Origin of the sequence: Reichenbachiella sp. (assembly GCF_039969095.1) — a bacterium.
In the GTDB taxonomy this organism is placed as follows: domain Bacteria; phylum Bacteroidota; class Bacteroidia; order Cytophagales; family Cyclobacteriaceae; genus Reichenbachiella.
In genome coordinates, this window is sequence record NZ_JBDVOL010000015.1 from 486,761 (window position 1) to 507,659 (window position 20,899).

General features: G+C 39.0%; 13 protein-coding genes. 4 read left to right on the forward strand and 9 right to left on the reverse strand.

Features of this window, described 5'->3' with window-relative positions; all coding sequences use genetic code 11:
- Positions 1–123: 123 nt before the first annotated feature.
- Complete coding sequence (locus ABJH98_RS17415; protein WP_348309055.1) at positions 124–1,989, reverse strand: hypothetical protein; 1,866 nt, start codon at positions 1,987–1,989, stop codon at positions 124–126.
- Between the two features lie 2 nt (positions 1,990–1,991).
- Complete coding sequence (locus ABJH98_RS17420; RefSeq protein WP_348309056.1) at positions 1,992–2,474, reverse strand: T9SS type A sorting domain-containing protein; 483 nt, start codon at positions 2,472–2,474, stop codon at positions 1,992–1,994.
- A gap of 256 nt (positions 2,475–2,730) precedes the next feature.
- On the opposite strand from ABJH98_RS17420, the gene ABJH98_RS17425 reads away from it, so the two are divergent.
- The 3 genes from ABJH98_RS17425 to ABJH98_RS17435 all read left to right on the forward strand — a co-directional run bounded on the left by ABJH98_RS17425 (position 2,731) and on the right by ABJH98_RS17435 (position 6,352).
- Positions 2,731–3,093 carry a response regulator gene (locus ABJH98_RS17425; RefSeq protein ID WP_348309057.1) on the forward strand — a complete coding sequence of 121 codons (363 nt, stop codon included), beginning with the start codon at positions 2,731–2,733 and terminating at the stop codon, positions 3,091–3,093.
- Between the two features lie 74 nt (positions 3,094–3,167).
- Positions 3,168–3,623: a hypothetical protein gene (locus tag ABJH98_RS17430; RefSeq protein WP_348309058.1), complete on the forward strand. Its 456-nt coding sequence runs from the start codon at positions 3,168–3,170 to the stop codon at positions 3,621–3,623.
- A 152-nt stretch (positions 3,624–3,775) separates the two neighbouring features.
- Positions 3,776–6,352: a T9SS type A sorting domain-containing protein gene (locus ABJH98_RS17435; protein WP_348309059.1), complete on the forward strand. Its 2,577-nt coding sequence runs from the start codon at positions 3,776–3,778 to the stop codon at positions 6,350–6,352.
- A gap of 11 nt (positions 6,353–6,363) precedes the next feature.
- Here ABJH98_RS17435 and ABJH98_RS17440 read toward each other — a convergent pair whose 3' ends face one another.
- A complete protein-coding gene (locus tag ABJH98_RS17440; protein WP_348309060.1) occupies positions 6,364–9,699 on the reverse strand; it encodes a CHAT domain-containing protein in 3,336 nt (1,111 codons plus the stop codon).
- 290 nt (positions 9,700–9,989) lie between these two features.
- Here ABJH98_RS17440 and ABJH98_RS17445 point away from each other — a divergent pair, with 290 nt between their 5' ends.
- Entirely contained in the window at positions 9,990–12,194 is a 2,205-nt protein-coding gene (locus tag ABJH98_RS17445; RefSeq protein WP_348309061.1) for a tetratricopeptide repeat protein, read from the forward strand.
- Positions 12,195–12,230: 36 nt separating this feature from the next.
- On the opposite strand, the gene ABJH98_RS17450 is transcribed toward ABJH98_RS17445, so the two are convergent.
- From ABJH98_RS17450 to ABJH98_RS17475, 6 genes are all read right to left on the reverse strand, one after another.
- The gene (locus ABJH98_RS17450; RefSeq protein ID WP_348309062.1) at positions 12,231–13,340 is read right to left on the reverse strand and encodes a beta galactosidase jelly roll domain-containing protein; all 1,110 of its coding nucleotides are present in this window, start codon (positions 13,338–13,340) and stop codon (positions 12,231–12,233) included.
- Positions 13,337–13,879 carry an aspartyl protease family protein gene (locus ABJH98_RS17455; protein WP_348309063.1) on the reverse strand — a complete coding sequence of 181 codons (543 nt, stop codon included), beginning with the start codon at positions 13,877–13,879 and terminating at the stop codon, positions 13,337–13,339. The genes ABJH98_RS17450 and ABJH98_RS17455 overlap by 4 nt, the downstream gene beginning before the upstream one ends.
- A gap of 98 nt (positions 13,880–13,977) precedes the next feature.
- Complete coding sequence (locus ABJH98_RS17460) at positions 13,978–14,667, reverse strand: response regulator transcription factor (protein WP_348309064.1); 690 nt, start codon at positions 14,665–14,667, stop codon at positions 13,978–13,980.
- Positions 14,660–16,237 (reverse strand): ATP-binding protein, encoded by a 1,578-nt coding sequence (locus ABJH98_RS17465; RefSeq protein ID WP_348309065.1) that lies wholly within the window; start codon positions 16,235–16,237, stop codon positions 14,660–14,662. The genes ABJH98_RS17460 and ABJH98_RS17465 overlap by 8 nt, the downstream gene beginning before the upstream one ends.
- Before the next feature lie 75 nt (positions 16,238–16,312).
- Positions 16,313–18,724: an FtsX-like permease family protein gene (locus ABJH98_RS17470; RefSeq protein WP_348309066.1), complete on the reverse strand. Its 2,412-nt coding sequence runs from the start codon at positions 18,722–18,724 to the stop codon at positions 16,313–16,315.
- 659 nt (positions 18,725–19,383) lie between these two features.
- Positions 19,384–20,880 carry a parallel beta-helix domain-containing protein gene (locus ABJH98_RS17475; protein WP_348309067.1) on the reverse strand — a complete coding sequence of 499 codons (1,497 nt, stop codon included), beginning with the start codon at positions 20,878–20,880 and terminating at the stop codon, positions 19,384–19,386.
- Positions 20,881–20,899: the final 19 nt, after the last annotated feature.

Below are 20,899 nucleotides of genomic sequence, written 5' to 3' on the forward strand. Positions count from 1 at the left end.
TCGGATTAACAAGAAATGTACGTGTAGCCGGCAATATTTTCTATTTAGAATAATTCTAAACAAAGCTAGGTGTGAATGCTCGCTTTTGCAAATTGTTTGGAATGATTCTAAATAAAATAAAGGCTATCGTTGAACTTCATAAGATATCTTCACTCTATAGATACTGTTATTCACAATTCCGGAATTATGTGCCGCTCCGCTGAATACAATATAATAAAGATTATTTTGGGTATCAGTGCTTAGTTTTCCACCATCAAGAGTTAACGAGAAACTTACATACTCTCCAGTAGGAATATTTCTTGTACCTGCTGATTTTGCACTCCCACTTGTGTCAAAAGGAACTTGTGTAATATCTACTTTAGCCACTTTACTTTCAATATTATCAGCAACTACATCGACCTGCAATACAGAGGCATCAGTAGGGAGATTTATTTTTGCTATCAATGAACCAGATTGATCTTTAGTGCCAAAAATATAGGCTCTTGTTTTAGATATCCCTCCTGAATTATCGTATCTCGCTTCTTGTTGCATTTCTTGTGAAGTGCCTGCTATTTCAAAATCTTGAGCGGTTAAATAATAGTACTGCGGTCCTCCATTTGCGTCATTTCCTGCTGGGCCTTGAGGTCCTTGGGGCCCAGTATTTCCCGTATTACCCTTAACCCCTTGTGGACCTTGCGGGCCAATAGCTCCGGTAGCACCAGTCGCTCCTGTCGGCCCTGCTGGCCCAATTTCTCCTTGTGGGCCCTGTGGTCCTGTAGCACCAGTTGCACCTGTGCTTCCCGTATCACCTTTAACTCCTTGTATTCCCTGAATTCCTTGTGCACCATCAGCCCCATCATTTCCTGCTGGTCCTTGAGGCCCTATGTCACCTTGAGGTCCCTGTGGTCCGATAGATCCAGTAGCCCCTTGAGGTCCTGCTGGCCCAATTTCTCCTTGTGGGCCTTGAGATCCCGTAGCACCAGTTAACCCAATATCACCCTGAGGTCCTTGAGGACCTTCATCGCCTTGTGGACCTTCGTCACCTTGAGGTCCTGCTGGTCCTGTATCACCTTTTGGGCCCTGAGGTCCAGTAGCACCAGTTGGCCCTGTTAAACCAATAATCCCCTGTGGTCCTTGTGGTCCAACATCCCCTTGCGGTCCTTGCTCTCCGGTGGCACCAGTAGCTCCTTGTGGGCCTTCGTCACCTTGAGGTCCCTGTGGTCCGATTTCTCCTTGTGGACCCTGCGGCCCGATAGCTCCAGTCTCACCAATTGGGCCTTGCGGGCCTATTAATCCAGGATCTCCTTTTAGTCCTTTTAAAGAAAGTAAAAACGCTTCCTCAGTTCCTTCATTTCCTTCTTCCAACCAAATTTGATAAGCAGAGAGTCCGTTTTCGCCAGCTTCCCCTTGAGTTCCTTCGCCTAGTGAAGCAAAAAAATCTTCTTCGGTTCCTTCATTTCCTTCTGCTATCCATAATTCATAAGCAGATTGACCATCTTCTCCATCAGTTCCATCCTCACCATCGGCTCCATCTTGTCCAGCAGGCCCTTGCGGGCCAGTTTCTCCTTGCGGACCAGTTTCTCCTTGGGGTCCTGCAATCGAACTACCAGAAGTTTCTGCATAAAGAGCATAAGGGACGCTTAGCATTTGAGTAGTTCCTAATGTTTGAAAATTGGATCCACCATTAGTATCAATAGCCACTTCAATGAAGTAGGGTCCATCACTCCAGTCAATGGTATTGAAGGTGCCCGAAGTCGTGCTTCCATCCCCTATATTCATACCTACCAATCCATAGTCATTGGAGTTTACGGAATGGGTTTCCGAATAGACGGTGGTGCCTGAGGCACTTCCTTGCACTAAACTGATCTGAAAACTGACATTCTGGTTAGCAATAGGATCTCCGTCTGCATCACGAGCTATAGCTTGATATTTAAAGGCATTGGGAGACTGTGCTAAAACAGTTGTTGTAAAGATTAAAAGAAGAAAGCTGAAGAGTAATAATTGCTTCATGGTTACCTTGTTTTGGATAGTTTAAATTTTTTAATAGGCTGCTGGCTCGAGTCAAGAATTTGCATGGCATAGGCACCAATACCTAAGTGACTCACATCAATAATTTTTTGGTTAGTGTGGGTAGTAAAATCCTGATAGACAGTTCTTCCTGTAAGGTCAGATATGATTATTTGATAATTGGATACCATATCATCGAACTGAAGGGTGAGCTGATCTTGAATTGGATTAGGAAATGCTTGAATATTTACAATATCTCGATTGACATCGAGGACATAGGGATCTACTTCTTCTACTTGCACGCCAGATGAAAGTGAAACTTCACTATTAGTGTATGAATCTAAAATGGCACCACTCAATGTCCAGCTAAGTTGAATGTCAGCTCCAGTGTAAAAACCTCCTGCCGAAGCAAAAATAGAGGGGGCCAACTCTTGAGCGGAGCAATGCAGTGAAAGAGAAAATAAGAAGGAGAGCAGTATATTTTTCATGGTCAGACTTTCCGTATATAGAAATAACTTTAACCACCGAAAGCAATTCGGGGTCCAACCATTTTTCTCAAGTCACCAAAAATAATGTAAATAAATCACAATAAAACACAATTTATACAAACTATTGAAATGTATAATATTTCTTATGGGTGTTTTATATCAGGAAGCATTATTTTTTCTTATCTATTTTTTTAGGGTCAATATTTTGTAATGATTATATTTAGTTGAATGATTCAATGACTTAATAACAATCATTATGACAACAGTACTTGTAGTGGACGATTCGAAGTTTCAAAGAGAGACTATTAAAAACATTCTGGAAGAGGGAGGATATGAAGTAATAGGCGAAGCAGCAAATGGTGAAGACGCCATTAAGTTAGCCCTTATCCTTAAGCCTGAAATAATAACATTGGATAACGTACTACCTGATATGTTTGGGTTGGACGTGATGGATGAGTTAAATGACGTTGATTTTAAGGCTAAAGTAATCATGATAAGTGCAGTAGGGCAAGATATTGCCCAGCGGGAGGCTAAGGAAATTGGGATCTTAGAATATCTTGTCAAACCATTTGATAAGCAAGATTTACTAGATAGGGTATTGAAACTTGCTACAATGTAGGAGTTTTACTTCTAGGCTGATCCATGAGTGAACACCTTTCAAATTTTCAAATTCGACCGCGCTTTAAGATAAACTTGCCGCAATCACCTGAAAAAATTGCCACCCAATTAAAAGATCGTATAAAGATCAGTGATGATGGAATCCATGGCACGGTGATCGAAGGCCATGCCACACTTTCGCTACCTCCTAGAGATCAACATTATTGGTCGCCTCAGTTAAGCCTTAGTTTTGAATCTTCAGAGACTGGAAGTGTCTTGAGAGGGTTGTACGGTCCAAGACCAGAAGTCTGGACGATGTTCGTATTGTTCTACTCCATTATTGGGTTTGCAGTTTTAGTGATATTAGTCATAGGATATAGCAATTGGACCTTAGGCCAGTCTGCCCAAATCCTATGGCTAGTCCCTGCCCTTGTTGGGATTTTTTTGACACTTTATTTGGTTTCCTACTTTGGTCAGAAAATGGGTAGAAAACAGATAGTTACTTTGCATAATTTTGTTGAGAAGGCTTTGGATGTCAAATTTCAAGAATGAAAAGATGACAATTTTCGTCGTGTATTATTCCTATGGTCATAATTCTGAATTCATCGAAAAACGTGCTTTCTTTATGAATCTAGATGTATGTTGAGTTAATTTTAGTTTGAATTGAGTACAAGGTAAATTTTGTAGTTTTAGGTCTAGACTGTATGAATAAATTTATTATATCAACTAACATTCTCATTTTTCTAATAGTTGCCTTTTGTTCAGTGAGTGGTCATGCGCAAAGCGTATCTGGCAATGCCACTACAGCAGCCCAAGATGGTTCTCAACCTGATGTATTTTCGAACATTACAAATGCCACAGGCTCGTCAGATGCAACTTCTGCAACAGTTACTGGGCTAGATGATGGTGAAGTGTCAGAATACTTGGAGTTGACGGGTTTTGGATTTTCTATACCTGGTACTGATCAAATTGACGGCGTTTCAGTTACCATTAGGGGACTGGTATCTCATAACAGCTTAAGAATTAATTCGGTACTACTCATTGATGAAACAAGCACTCAAGTAGGAGATGAACATGCATCTAATACCCCAATAGGAACAACTATTAATACAGTAGCTTTTGGAGGTAGTACTGATGATTGGGGACTCGGTGGTTCACTATCTCAAACTATGGTGGAAAGTGCTAATTTTGGTGTAGCAATTCGGCTAGGAAAAGGGTCAAATGCAGGAGGCGAGAGAACAGGAGATATCTATTGGGTTGAAGTAACGGTGTATCATAGCCAGGCATCTACAGGTGCATTTTTGAGTTCTCAAACCGGTGATTGGAATATTGGGACTACTTGGGGAGGAGGGTGTACGGTTGGTTGTATTGCAGGAATAGATTTTCCTGCGGATGATTATGATGCCGAAATTAATGGCGGGCATACAGTGACAATTCCAGCCGGATTTGATGCAGTTTGTGAAAAACTAATTCTCAATGCGGATGCTGACGATACCAATGCGTCAACATTGACAATGACTGATGCTACTTCTACTTTGTTAGTTGATGCCAACGCAACTTTAGTCGCACCCACAGCCCAGACAGCATCTGTAACGAATACCGTAACAATGAGTGGGGGTAATATGACTGTCAATGGTTCATTATTCCTAGAAGCTGATCGGAATGCTCCACCTGCTAGGTTTTGGGGAGCGTTGGTTGATGTTGGTGGAGGTACCTTAGAAGTACTTGGAGACATCAGTTTCACCAGTGATAATGCATCTGCAATTTCGGAAGTCGATTTGAGTACTGCAGGTAGTACATTGATTATCTCTGGAGGGTTTATAGAAGAAGGTTCACCAGGGTTAGGGCAAACACTCACATTAGGTGCTGATTGTACAGTGGAATATAATGCAGCAGGCGCTCAAAATATTGAAGGTCAAATTGGAGGATCAACTCTAGCATATGACAATTTAACTGTTTCGACAAGTGGCGTTAAAACTATGTCAGAAGATATTACAGTCAATGGTGCTCTTTCTCTGCAAGGAACGTCCACTTTCGCAAATGGAGGAAATACATTGACTTATGGAGGTACTTCATCTTTAGAGTATGCAGGGATTGCAAACCAGACAGCTGGTAATGAGATGGATGCCGCCGGCAACGTTCAAACGCTCATTGTTAATAATGGAAACAACTTAATATTGAGTTCAAGTGAAACTATTGATGACGCCATTACATTGACTAATGGGAATATTCAATTAGGTGCTAATAATTTAACGCTAGCATCAGGAGGAACAATTTCAGGGTATAGTACCTCACAATATATTATTTCAGATGGTTCAGGGTATTACGAAGAAACTACAGTAGGTGCAACGGTTTATCCTGTAGGAACTTCAAGTTATTATGACCCGGTTAGGTTGACACCTACATCCAATGCATCATTTCAGGTGAGCGTTAGTAGCGGCCCCACATCTCCAAATGATCCAGATCGTACGGTACAGTTAGAATGGCAGATTGGAACTGGCGGAACTCCAGGGGCAACAACTATAGCTTTGGAGTGGGATAGAACTAATCAAGAAGGCAGTGATTTTCAGGCCAATGATGGCATGGGCATAGTAATGGGACAATTTACAGGAGGGGAATGGGAAGAACAAGCTGCCGGCTATACTGAAGACTCCCCTTCAGGAAGATCTAGTGCATCTTCTAGTTATTCTACATTTGGTACTCCATTTGCAGTGGGAGCTGATGACTTATCTTTACCAATAGAACTATTAAATTTTGAGGCAAATCATTTAGGAACTCATGTCAGAGTAGAATGGGTGACTTCAAGTGAAATAGACAATGATTTTTTCACAATAGAAAGAAGTGAGGATGGAAGATCCTGGAACGAAATCTCTATACTCAAAGGTGCAGGAAACTCCTTAATTCAAAGAAATTATCTATTCAACGATAATCTACCGTTAAATGGGTCTAGTTATTATCGACTTAAACAAACGGATTTTGATGGAAAAATCGAATACTTTGAAGCTGTTTTGGTAAAGAATCCATTTGCTTCTGACAATAGCATCATGCTGTACCCCAATCCAGTAAAAGATCGAATTTCCTTGTCAGGAATCAAAAATGAAATATCTCAAGCCGTACTTTACAATGCTTCAGGCCAATTAGTTTTAATATTAGATTTTCGTAAAATAGAAGAAATTGAATTACAATTGAATCAGATTCTTGAGTCTTTAAGCCCTTCTATCTACTTATTGAAAATCGAATCCCTATTAGGAACTCAAAATTTGAAATTTGAAAAACAATAAGCACTCAGCAATTATCTCCCTACAATATTAAAAGCACCCCAGTATTTGGGGTTGGGATATTGATTTTTAAGTTCTAATTGAGCATTTCTGAATGCGATGTGTCTGTCTTTTTGAGCGTTTAGATTTTTGTAAAAATTGATCATCAGATCCATGGTAGTTTGATCATTCACTTTCCAAAAACTCATCACCACAGATTTACTTCCAGCAATTAGAAATGCACGTTGTAATCCATAAACTCCTTCACCATTTTCAACACGACCCATCCCTGTTTCGCAGGCGGACAAGACCACCATTTCCGTCTGATTGAGCTGGAGGTGCATGGCCTCATAGGCCGTTAGAATACCATCTTCTTCCGTTTCGGATTTGTTTTGGTAAATGCTAGATGCACCGCTTAAAAATAGCCCAGAGTAAAATAGGGGATTGTCTTTGGGACTTGATTCCTCGAAGAACCCGTGAGTGGCTATGTGTAGGATCGTAGGGTTTTGCAAGTCTTTTATTTTTTCTTCAATAGCGTCTTCACCCGTGAGCACCTTTGTTTTCCATTTAGACTCATCCAAAATGGATGCTATGGTAGTTACTTCTGAGTAAGTCCCTGGCAAGGGCTCTAGATTTTCAATGTTGGTAAATGCTCGAGTCGCAAAAGTTTTTTGGATTGTGTTCTTGACGGAGGTACTTTCTTTTATATCTAGATTATACGTAGGAAAGCCGACTAAAAATACTTGACCATCTTTAGGTAAGACTGAATTCTTCTTTATTAATTCTCGAGTACTCGTTACTAATCGGACATCTAATTCATCTATGACAAACTGATTGGATGTAGGGTTGAGTAAAGTATTAATATTGATTTTGTGATAAACGCCATCACCTGAGAAATAAATTCGATTGACTCCAGAAAGCTTAGATACAATTGGTTCCCAATAATTGTTGTAAGAATTAGTGTCTTTTAGTTCAAAAGAAATCGCATTAGTATAGGCCTGATAGCCTTTCGATTCTAGATAATTTCCGTTCTTGATATGAACAAATGAAATTTCATCACTTCCTGCTTTTATGATTAATGCGAGATAATGTATCTGATCAGTATAAAATCCACCATTTGAAAAATCATAAGTTTTGAATCGAACAATTTCTACAGCGGCTTCAGCTTTTTGAAGAGATTTTTTTACTTTTTGAACCAATTCAGGTTCATAGACTCTATGTGAAGAAGGTTCCATTCCCTGCTTGATCAATTTGATCTGGAGACTATCTATCTCTTGCTGAATGGTCTGTTGATCTACTCCTCGATTCATTTTTTCATCGTTAGAAAGCGTAATAGATCTGGCCAATAAATTTTTCTTGTCTAGTAACTTTTGATAGGTGTTTTTAAGCGTGCGATCTTCCGATTTAGTAACAGTGTTTTGAATTTTAGCAGCATCATTAAAAAGTAATCCTTTGACTAGCAATTGGTTTTCATACAGTTGGTGGAGGACGGTTTGATTCAAATCTGTTTGGTTGATTGCAAAAGAATTAAAAGACTCGAAGTGTTGTTTTATTTCTCTATAAAAGAGCAATTTTCCATTCTCACTCATGGCAGAGAAATAGGTAGCAATCTGATTAATCAGTTTGTTATTCAATGCTTGATAATTGCTGTTGGCTAGGTCGTTCAATTCGAGTTTTACAGCCAAGCCAATGTAATTTTCAAGAAAGGGAATGAGGGTAGGGTGATCAGGTGAAACCTGCTCAAGATCGGAGAAATGTTCGAATGAGCTTGAAATATATTCCCAGGCTTTTTGGTATTCGCCAAGTGCATAATACACTTCGGCACAGCCTAAATCTAGTGCCGGATCTTGGTCAGAATATGAACCAGAAGCTCTGGTTTTATTCATTTTTTCAATGACTTCTTTAGCTTCATTATATTTTTGAAGGTTGACATAAGAAATGGCCAGTTCCTTTTGTGCTAAGACATATTTAAGGTCTGTGGCACTAGAAATCTCATTCAACGCCTTTTTATGGAAATAAACAGCACTGTCTGCTTGTCCCCACCTTCTGTAGTAACTGCCAATATTGATATACGCATCGTATAATTGCTGGGGTTGCTGATTGGCTATTAAAAATTCAATAGAGGCTCTGGCATATTGAATTGCTTTTGGATAATCCCCCCAGGTATAATAAACCATTGATAAGTTGGCTGAAAGGCTGGCTTGATCTGTTTTTATATTGTTTGTAATGGCTAGATTCAACGCTTGATTCCCAGTTTGAGAAGCGGCAGCATAGTTTCCAATTTCTCTATAACAATGAGTGAGCCAAGACAAAATGGATGTTTCCCAGGCTGGCTGAGCCTGGTCGTATTGACTGTAGAGGTCATTGCATTGATGCAGAAGGTCGATGGCTCCATAAAAGTCATAAGCTTGTGCAGCAGCTACTGCTTGCGAATAATATTTTGGGTAACCATTTGCCTCTAATGGAGAGTCATTATTAGATTCCCGAAAGTTGTAATTGGCCAACTCAGGATAGTTCTGAATAAACATATTGAGATATTGTTCTGTGGCGGGATTGTCTTTGAGCGCTGCTCTGATCAAGGGGATAGCCGCTGGCATATTGGCACTCATCAATTCTACTCCAGCCAATAGCATTTTTGCATATCCGAAATCAGGAAAATAGTCAATACTCTGCTGGAAGTGAATCCTCATTTTTTCTAAGTCTCCTAAAGCCCAATAGATTTGGCCCAATGCAAAATTGGCTTTGTAGTTTTTTGGAGAAATGTCTAACGCCTTTTCATAGTGAGTTATGGCAGGTTCTGGTTGATTCAGGCTCGTATAATAGGCTCCTAATTCCTGATGTAGTTCGAAAAGATCAGGCTCCAGCGATAATGCCTTTTGGATGTACTCATGTTGTACTTTTGTAGAAGCATCTGCGACCACTTGTGTCCATAAATAATAATATGCTCTGCCAGAGGAAGGAAATTTCGATTTAGCCTCTTCGAAATCCAATACCGCTTGCTCGGAATTCTTATTGTACAAATACATGAGTCCTTGGAAAAGGAGGAAGTCTGCTTTTGTTTTGTCTAAAGCAACTAGCGTTTCTGAATGAATGAGTGCCTGTTTAAAATTTTCTTGTGCAGCCTGTGGTTTTCCATTGAATTGGTATTGATTGCCTAATTCGAAAGTAGCATTGGCTAACCCCCACAAGGCTTGTCTATTCTCGTTTTTGTTCCACGATTTTTGATAGGACTGTATGGCTTTTTCATATTGTAGATTCGAAAAATAATCATTTCCGTCGCTGAGCCAGTTATCGCTTTTCTGGGTTTGTCCGAACAGTGTGAAAGAAACAATAAAGAAGAGTACAGCAAGAATATTTCGATTGTTGATCATTGGTTTGTTACGCGATTAGCGCACGCAAGATGTCACGATTCCATGAACTGTCAAAACTGGATAGGAAAAGGCTAAGAAAAATATGTTGAAATAAATATGAAGCCGATTTATTTGTTAAAAACATCGAGGTATTAGATTCCAAAATTATCTTAGCCATTCGTACTCTTCACAACAGAAAATTTAAGATGCTTAGACTATTTATACTTTTTGTTTTCGTTTCTTGTAACTATTTGGTAATTGGCCAGGATCAGTTTTTAAAGGAAATGCAATCTCATAAGAATATATTCGAAATGGGTGTTGCAAATGATCTTCATGTTAGGGATACAATTTTCTGCTCTTTAGATGATTACCATGACTTGATGAATAGTTCACGGGAACTAACGGAAATTGGAAATTATAGAAAGTCTATCCACTTACTCATTAGAGCCAAAGAGCTATTCGAGCAATCAATGAATAAAAGTATTGGTTCTTTTAAATCTATCACTCAAAGAAATCCATATCCAGACTATTACATTGGGTTAAACTTCATGTTTTTGGATAATACGGATAGCGCTATTCTCTATTTTAGAAAAGCTATCATGGAGGCACCATATTTTACGGAAGTTTACAATGAAATAGGAAACATTTTTCTTAGAAAACAACTTACTGATTCTGCATTAGTTTATTTCGAAAAAGGGTTGTTAATAGATCCGAAATCGACTCTTTTAAATCATAATACAGGGCTTACTTACTTTATTAACAAACAACCAAAACGAGCTCAAAAATACTTTTTGAACAACATTGGAGTTAATCCCGATTTTGTCCCATCCTATCTGTTAGCTGCTGGAATTTATGAAAACTCTGATAATTTTCATATGGCGGAAATTTTTTATTCAAAAGCAATTACAATCAGTGAAAATAAAGTTGAATACCTAATAGCCCGCGGGTATTATTACGTTAGACAAAATGAACTAGAACGTGCTTATTTAGATTTTAAATCAGCTGAATCACTGGATAATTTGGGATACAATGAGTTGTGGCAAATTGCTCTCATTGAGCTAAATAAAAATCAGTTTTCTAAAGGAATGAAATATCTTGAACAGATGTCAATCATTCAACCATTATTTAGTGAAAACTTCAATTTTAAGTCTAATGAATATCTGGATATTGAAATTGCTGCACTTCTCAATTTATATATTGAAAATGAACGTACTTCCTATGAACAAGAGTTGTTAGGCAGGTTGTTAAGTGAAGTTTTTTTTAATAAGAAGAATGGAACTTACATGGAAGCTGGAAAGCTATTGAAGATGTATCCAAATTCTGAGATAGTCAATAGGGTTTGGATATATTCAAAAGCATCACTTTACATCAAACGTGATGACGTTTCATATCAATTGGCCAATAATTTTATTACCAAAATTGATATGGTACAGGAAAAATTTGTGTGTCCTGAATTATATCTATTGAAGGCTACTATTCTATATAAATATGGTGCTGTTAAAGAAGCATTAGTGGAAATTCAAAAGCTAATTAAGCTAAATCAGACCTATGCAATTGCTTTTTTTTATCAAGGGAATATTTTTTATGATATTAAAGAATATGATTGGGCAATTGACTCATATACTCAAGCTATGTATTTAGCCCCTGATTTTTTAAGGGCTAAAAATGCAAGAGGGTTTGTTTACTCAACTAAGGAAAAATATCAGGAAGCTATTGAAGACTTTAAATCCATAATTTCGGAAAATAGTAAGGATGGATGGGTATATAAAAACTTAGCCATGTGTTTTCAAAAAATGGGAAAAGCTGATAGTGCTTTGTTCTATTATAATCGGTCTCTTGATATTGAACCAACCTTGATTGGGTCCTTGTTTAACCGAGGTAATTTGTTTTTGGCCGAAAACCAGAAGGAACGAGCATTGTTAGATTTTAATAGAGCAATTGAGTTAAATTCTGATTTTTGGCCTGCCCGAGAAAAACGAGCAGACATCCTTCTTGAGATGGGTGAATTGAAATCTGCAGTTGACGATTATCTAGTCGTTTTAAAATTCTATCAGCAGGAAAAGTATAAATTTTCCAATAGAGGAGACTCTTATTTAGTTGTTAGAAAGTATCAAATTGCTAATAAGTTGTTGATTTCCTTATTTGAAAGTTTAAAGGAATTTTCTTCTGCAGAAAAGTGCAAAAGAATGGAGAATGAAATAATTATTGAATATTCTGAAAATTACTCAGCAACGGGCACTTTTCAATTTCAAAGAAAAGAGTACTTGGAAAGTAAAAAGCAATTTCAAATAGCCCTTACGTTAAATCCTAATAATTATAACGCTCAGCATTATAATGCTTTAGCTTCACTCTGCCTTGGTAATGTTCAAGAAGCAAATGAGTTGTACAGGCAATTTAAAAGCAAAGCAAATACAGAGAGTATTTCTAATGCAATATTTATTTTAACAAAGTTGGATTCAACGGATCGCTTAAAGCACGAAGCTGATCTTGTTATAAAAAATATTCTTAGTCAATGAGTTCGATAATTGGAGAATTTAATTCTAAGTTGTATTTTATTTCCTATTCCTTATCATTCTGGTCACCTCCTCTTCCGATACGATCCCAATGGGTCCAGAATAAATTCCCCCTTCGAGCCCCATATCAATGACTTTGACTGCGATTGTGTTTTTACCCTTTTCGTTTAGTAAGCCATTTGGAATGGAGTATACACGGAGGGTTTGATAGGATCCGCTTTGCCCAAAATCTCTACCATCGTCGGTTTCTCCTATTTTTTGTCCATTTAAATAGGTGATGTCAAAATCGTCAATTCGACCAAGAGTCAGATAGTAGTTTTCACTTTCCTCTGGTGTAAAACTAAGCTCGAATGTTTTTCGATACCAAGCAGTACCGTCAAGTGAGCGATAACCTTGATTGTCCCAATAAGATGGGACTAGAACGATATCCCAGTTGTCGTCGTCTAAATCGGGTTCGCTAAACACTCTCCTGTTTGATTTAGTAAATTTCCATGGACCATATAGATTCTGAAGCAATTGTTCGCTACCACCAGAGACATAAATTCCAGGTTCTCCTTTTACGATCCCACCATTTTTATATTCGTCATACACCTTTACGGCAATCACATTGTCGCCATCGAAATTGATCAATTCATTGCCAATGAAATACTCCCGATTCGAATCATATCCTGTTCTGAATCTTGGTGGAAAATCACCTGTTTTTCCTACTAAAGTGCCGTTCAAAAAAGTTTCGTCCACATCATCGATAAAGCCAAGCACAAGATAGTGAGCTTCATTTTGTCTTAGGATTCTGCCGTCGAAGTGAATACGATACCAAGCAAATCCATCGTAGCCATGGAAACCGTCATTTTCCCAATCTCCAGGTACTTTGATGTTGACCCAAGATTGATCATCATGACGTGGCTCTGCCCATCGATTATTTGTTCCGATCTGGAACTTCCATTGTTTTTCTAAATCAATTACTCTGTAGTGATTTTTAAAATTATTGTGAACGACCTGCTCGTGATCATCAAAGAAGTCATTGAATATAAGTTCCCAGAAACCTGGTTCCTTCTCTCTATCCTCTTCCGACTGAGCCGAAGAATATGACGCCCAATGCAAGACAATCAAAAAAACGGCTAATGTGATTTTTGTGGTGCTTTTCATCATTTTTTTGCATTTTTAGCAATGACCATTTCTTCAGAGTAAAAGTCAGACTGTTTCTTTTTCTTTTTGGTTTTGACATACATAGTAGCTGTACTATCGCGCATGTCAATGACGAATCCATAGCTTCGCATCATGTGAGTGCCGATGATGGCTGTGATGCGTTTGCCGGTTCGGAGTTGGATGGATTTAGCTACTGTAGAAAGGTCGTAGGCGTAAGATTGCCCCTTGAGTTTTACATTTCCGAATTTCAGTTCAGCACGAGTGACTTCTTTCAGACCATTGTTGGCAGATCCGAGACCTGATACATTGATGCTACCGTCATTGGAATGACTGACAAAGAACCCATATTTCTTCTTTGCTTCACTATCCAGGACTGTATACTCAGATCCAGTGTCTAATAGTACCCATGTTTTTTTGTCATTGAGTGTCATTTGAATAATCGGTTTTCCTCGATACTTTGCTTCTACAGTTTCTAATTCTTGTGCTCGGGTAAAGTTGCTGACCAGCCCGACAAGTGAGATAACTAAAATAAATTTTTTCATGGTTTTGAGTTTTATGTTATTGTTGAATTCAAAATAACGCCGACTCATGTTACCGTGTGTCACCCTTGGGTAAACAGATGTCACAAATTGTCAAAACCTTAATATCCCACCATTTTATATCCCATCCCATGAACCGTTAATATGATCTTGGGATCGTTTGGATTGATTTCTATTTTTTGTCGAAGTCTAAGAATAAAATTATCTACCGTTCTGGTAGTAGGAAATTCGTCGTATTTCCAGATGTTTTTCAACAATTCATCCCGGCTTACAATTTCTTGCTGATGGTGCTTCAGAAATTTGAGTACTTCAAATTCCCTATGAGACAGTTTAATTTCTTCCTTACCTTTTTTAGCAATACAATTTTTGAAATCAACTTCCATCAAGCCAATGGTTTCAAATTGTTGAGGTGTAGAAGAGTTACTTTCTTGAGTCCTCCTTAATACAGCTTTAACTCTGGCGAGTAATTCACGAAGACTAAAGGGTTTGGTGATGTAATCATCCGCCCCCAATTCCAAACCGAGTACCCGATCAATTTCTTCACCTTTGGCAGTCAGCAGAATGACAGGTACTTTGTTGCCATCCATTCTTAGTTTTTTACAAACATCAAAACCAGACATTTCGGGCATCATGACGTCCAAAACCAGCAAATCGTACGACTGGTCTGCTACTTTTTTTAAAGCTGCTTTTCCGTCTTCTGCCAGATCTACCTGATAGCCTTCAAAAAGCAGATTGTCTGCTAGTCCTTCCCGCATGGCGGGCTCATCATCTACTACTAATATTTTATTCATATTTAGTTTTGATTATGGGAAACTTAAGAGTGAACGTACTACCCAAGCCTAGTCGAGAATCTACGATCACTTCTCCTTGATGCGATTCCATGATATGCTTGACCAAACTTAGACCTAGCCCAGTACCTTTGGTTTTTTGAGTTAAAGCACTTTCGACTCGGTAAAATTTATCAAATATATGTTTCTGTGTGCTTTTTGAAATGCCAATGCCTTGATCTTTGATACTACAGCAGGCGAATCCATTGGCTTCAAATGTCGTAATGAATACTTCTTTTTGGCCATTCCCATACTTTATCGCGTTTTCAATCAAATTGGACATGGCTTCTTCGAATGCTTGCACATCTATGGATACTGGAAGTGAGTTTTCATTTAATGTCAGCTGACTATCGATTTTCTTTTCAGCAAAATAATGACCGTAGCTTTCATGCAATGATTTGATTAACTCATTTAATTCTTTTTCTTCAAAGCGATAAGTCTTCCTATTTCCTTCAATTCTGGAGAAATCTAAAATGTTGTTGACCAAAAAAGTTAATCGACCAGATTCCTGATGTATCGTTTGATAGTAATGATTCTTTTTTTCGTCGGAGGTGATTCGGCCAAGCATGAGGGTTTCGGCATACATGCGAATAAGTGACAGAGGTGTACGAATTTCATGGGATACGTTGGAAACAAAATCTGATTTGAGCTGTGCGATTTTTAGTGCGTTCCTGATGTTTCTAATCATCAAGTAGGTACCAATCGACATGGCAAAAAGGGAAAAAATCAAGAAGTATAAATTTTCCTGCGCTCTAGCCTTAATCAATTCTGTATAACTTTTTCCTTTGGGCTGAATGTATAAGTAGGAGTTAGGCAAGATCCAAAGTTTGTTTTTAACAAAGGTCTTTTTCAGTTTGAAAGCTGTAGTGCGATACAGCAACTGTTGAGCTGTTTGACTGGGTGGCCAGTTGTCAACAGCTATGGAGAATTCGTCGTGATTGATTTCTTGCATTCTAGGGCCCAGAATTTGCTCGATCCAAAATTTCCGTTCTACAATAAAAAGAGCATTGTATAGTACAGAATCTTGGTCATACGCCATGATTGTAAAGCCCGCCTGATCAGGCCTCAGTCCATCGATTGGTACCCAGTCATCCGCAGATTGAATTTTTTGGAAACCAGCTTCAAGGTATTGGGATAGGCGGTTGAGGACAGAGTCCTTTTTTGAATACCATTGATCTATTCCTTTTTTTGTATTTGCATTGATACTGACATATTCATTGCTGCAAATGCTATCCACTTGCGTATCCATATTCTTTAGCACGAGCATCTGAATAGATTCATTGCCTAGAATCAACATATTGGCATTTTGCATCAAGGTCTGCTGATTATCCGCAAGTTGTCGTACCCACCTATTCATCATGTCGTCCGCATATTGATTAAGTGAAAAGAGTACGGCTTCCATTTGTTTTTCATAAGCAGTTGCTGCCATTTTTTCATCTTCATCTAAAGACCGAACCTGCAGGTAGGCATAAATGAGGAAAGGCGCAACTATGAGGATAAGAATCAGAAAAAGTGCTCGTACTTCCTTAGTCATGGTGCTTTTGAGTTTGCAAGGCTAAAAATAACTCATTTACAAATCCTTTGGGTTGATTGTATAGGGCTCTTTCAACTATTCATTTCTAAGCGTATCTACAGGATTAGCTTGGGCACCTCTGTAAATCGTGATACTCGTGGTAGTGATACCAATGATGAATATGGCCAAGGCGCTCAGCGCGACCGTGGTCAACTGAATAGGAATATGAAAGGCGTATATCAAATCCAAGATCCAGGTCGCGCCGAAGTAGCCGCCTACACTGCCGAGTATACCGGCTGTCACTAAAATGATTATAAACTCTTTGTTAAGTAGATAGAGGATGTTTTGCATGGTAGCGCCCAATGCTTTTCTGATGCCCAATTCTTTGGTGCGTTTGGCGATATTCAAGGAAGCCAATGAATAGATGCCAGAAGCAGAGAGTAGCCCGCCGAGTATGGTAAGAAATAAGAATATCTTTTTCAGATTGCCATTGGTTTGATTGCTTTCTGCAAGGACTACATCTTCCTGATAGCGGCTGGAATAGGGTTGTGTGGGGTACATTTTTTTCCACTCTGATTCCAAATATTTATTGATAGCGCTTAAATCCTGAGCTTGTCCTCTTACGATCATATTTCTCCAACGCTCACCGACAGTAGCGTAAAAAATGTAGGGTTCTGGTTCTTTGGATCGAAAGACATTGTCTACAAAGTCTTCTATCACTCCAACTATCTTTTTCTTCTGTTCACGGATCGTAACGTATTGACCTATTGGGTCTCCTTGAATATTTAGGGTTTTCAAGAATTGTCTACTCACCACCGCTGCTTCCTCAAAATCATTTGTTTTGAAATAGTCTGCAGGACGGCCTTGCACAAAATCGAAATTCATGGTTTCAAAATAGTATTCACCAAATTCTAAATGTCTGACTTCGATTTCTTGACCTTCAAATGAAATGGGATTTGGGTAACTGCTATAGCCAATTTGATGTTCAGTTGAGCCTACCGCTAATACTTTTGGATTCAATCGAGCTTTGGCTGCCAATGCATGATATTCTTTTTCGCTTTTTATATCAATAAGCATCAATTGATCCTTTTGGTAACCAAAATCTATTTGTTCCTGAAATTTGGCATTTTGTATAAAGACAATTCCGCCTATTAATACGATTACAGAAATTGCAAATTGGACAGAAACGAGTGATCGGGTTAAGAGATTGGTGCCTTTCACTTGTACTTTTCCTTTCAGTAGTGAAATGGTATTCAACTTGGAGCTAAACAAGGCAGGATACACACCAGCCAAAAGTGCAGTGATGAGTACTAATGAAAGTAGAGTGACCATCAGGTTGGTTCCACTCAGATCAGATAGACCATAAGGCAATTCCCACATGGCTGTAAACTCAGGAACGATGATCGTCGACATCACATAACCTGCTACTAGTGCAAGTAAAGCTACAATTACTGTTTCCAACATGAATTGAGTGATGATTTGTGTTTTGTTTGCTCCAAGGGATTTTCTTACGCCAATTTCTTTGAGTCGATTGGCCACCATGGCAATAGAAGTATTGGTCAAATTGAAACAGGCAATCAACATGATCATGACGGCCAAAATGATGAATATAAGTAGGGGTTCTAAAGGAATAGGAGCATTGACGTAGCTCCAGGTGAGGATCGTAGGATCGATTTTGGATTTAAATGGTTCTAGACTTACACGTTCTACTACCTGCTCTTTGAATGCTTCATTGCGTCTGGGCAAGTATTTGTCAAAATATCCTGCAATTTCATCTGCTCGGGATGGGTCTTCCAGTTCAAAAAAGGTTGCAGGAGCGTTCCAATCGCCCCATACGGGTTGATCCAAAGCGCGCATTTCTTCAAAGTGCTCGAAACGCATTACCATAGGCAAATAGATTGAGCTATTTACCGAGACTTTAGCCAATACTCCCCCAACCACAACTTTTTTCACTACACCACGAGCGAAACTCATGGTAAGTACTTTACCAATGGGATCTTCATCACCAAAATATTTTTTGGCAATTGTTTCACTTAGAAAAATGCTGTGCAAGCTTTTGAATGCTTGATGATCACCTGCAATTAAAGGGAAATCAAAAAAATCGAATAAGGTACTATCTGCATAGGTCACATACTCACCGAAGGTATTGTTGGTATTGGTAGCTTCGTTGATATAACTCACGCTGGCTCCACCTCCCTGACTGCCCGCATATCTCAGGTACCTTTTGATACCGGCAATGTCGGCAGTCGCCATTGGGCCAATTGGTGTGGGTGTGCTGACTGCCTGTCTAAAGTCAGAACCATTTATAACTACATGCGAATGCACTCGGAAGATATGACTGACTTTTTCTTCGTCATGAAAGTCGTCAAATTCAATATTGAAGGCAATAAGAATGTATGCTGTTAGACTACAAGCAATGGCAATGCCCAAGCCTAATGTATTGATGATTACGTAATTCTTATTTTTGATCAGGTTGCGAATAGCAATGAGTAGATAGTTTTTGATCATGGTGTTTATCGTTTTGTCAAAGGTGAAAGGATTTTTCAAAAATCCACTTCAAATGGTTTCATTCCTTGTCTGAGAATGTCATAAGATGTCACAAGACTCTGTGATAATGCGAAATCCTTATTGAAAGACCCCTGCTGACTCCGCTGACGCAAGCTCACTGTCATTAAGTTAAAGATCTGTCATTCCGACTGGGGGAGGAATGTTTTGGCCTATTGAAGTCACAGCTATAATCGTTTAGATCTCTCCTCACGTTGAGATGACAATTAAGCAGTTCCATTTGCCATTCGCTGGATCGCATACACAACAATCTAGTTGAGGCTAATTTCATATTAGAGTCTGAACATTGGAAATACCATAGCACCATCGAATATACACGTGATTAAGGCTTTTGGATATCGATTATATTTGAATGTGAAGTTGAATAGGTACGAGCTACAAGCTCGCACCAGCAGGGGGACACTTAATACAGCAGGGGAAATTGTGCTGGTGGAATAACCACGCGTTACGCTGAAAAAGCTAAACGCGTGCAAAGTTTGGCTGAGAGCAAAGGCATAAACTTCAAGGGTTTTCACTATTATAACCATGTATAAAGTGAAAACCCTTGAAAGCAAAAGCTTATTGGCTTTATCTGATTATCTAATTCAGTTTAATCAACCATACTATTTAGTCAAACTCAGCATGAACTTAGCCACTTCAAAACGAGTTTCATCATCGATATGCTTCTGCGGAGGCATCTCGGCGAAATCCTGACGTTTTTTGACTGGGTTCGCGGCATATTCCGCAATTCCTTCTGGGTTGTTTTTGTATAGTGCTTGGATCACTTTAGTAGGTGGTCCTATCATCTTAATATCATAAGCATGACATCCAGCACAAATCCCATAATAAGTCAACTTTGCACGCTCCGAAGCAGTGATGCTTCGTGGTTGTACAAGTTCGTCCAGCAGAAATGTTTTTACATTTTTAGTGTTGGAAATGGTCGCTTCGCCATACCCCCCAAGGCCAAAGGTTCTGTATTGACTTTTATTTCTTATGGTACTACCCTTGCCTCCACCAACTGCAACAATGTCTGGGCCTAATTCACTGAATTGTGTCATCATGGCCACCTTGATTTCTTCAATAGGATCGGTGCCATTGCCGTGCATGAAGTTGTCTAAAATAACCAACCGGTCTGGATACGGATCTGAGTCTGGGTCTTTAGATATTTGAGCACCAAAAGATAAGTCTGTAATGGCAATTCCAGCGTTGATGTTGCCGGAAATGATGTTGTTTTCTACAATGACGTCGTCAGCAGCCATGATCACAATTCCTGTGCCCCTTGGGATACTGGATACCATCGAACCTGGAATGGCAAAGTTTGGCGTATTGTTATTTACCACAAAATTGTCTCTCACAATTACATCAAAAGTTGTTTTGATCGGTAATCCTGGAGTGATGAACACCAAAATTCCACCGGTGTTGTCATGCACATAATTGCTTTCTACCAGCGCATGTCTTGAGTTTTCTATCTCAATACCTGCCACACTTTCGAATACTTCATTGAATTTTACATCCACGTTGTCGCACATCCCTACATATATGGCAGCATCTTCGATGCCCGACAAAATGTTGTACTCAATCAGGCCATTCTTACCAAATTGAGGGAATATGCCATACACGCCTGTATCAATGATCCAGTTGTTTCGGATGACGTAGTTGTTGCCAGCCTGTCCCATGATGGCATTTCCTTTGTATTTAATGATTTTGAAATTCTCAATCGTGATATTATTTCCAGAATATAAAAAGGCATCATTCAGTTGTGATTGTCCATCTAAAGTGGCCCATTCGCTATTGACTTTTACTCCCTGAAGTGTAATACCATCCTTGTCGATGTACACCGTTTCGTTATAGACGCCTGGATAAACCCTAATCAAGTCACCCGATTTGGCTTCGACCACCGCATCTTGAATTTTGTCTCCTTCCTTGACCTCAATGATTTTCCCGTTGATTGGATCATATGAGCTGGGTATCGTTCCGGTATTTCCCCCTTCGTTGTTTATATAAGTAACTGGTAGAGGTATAGCCATAGGAGGGTTGAACCATGTTTTTCCAATGAATACACCTGCTGATAGAAGGACTATCCCTATCAGAATCCGAGGCCATTTTTTAGATTTTTCCATACTTTTAATATTGATATTT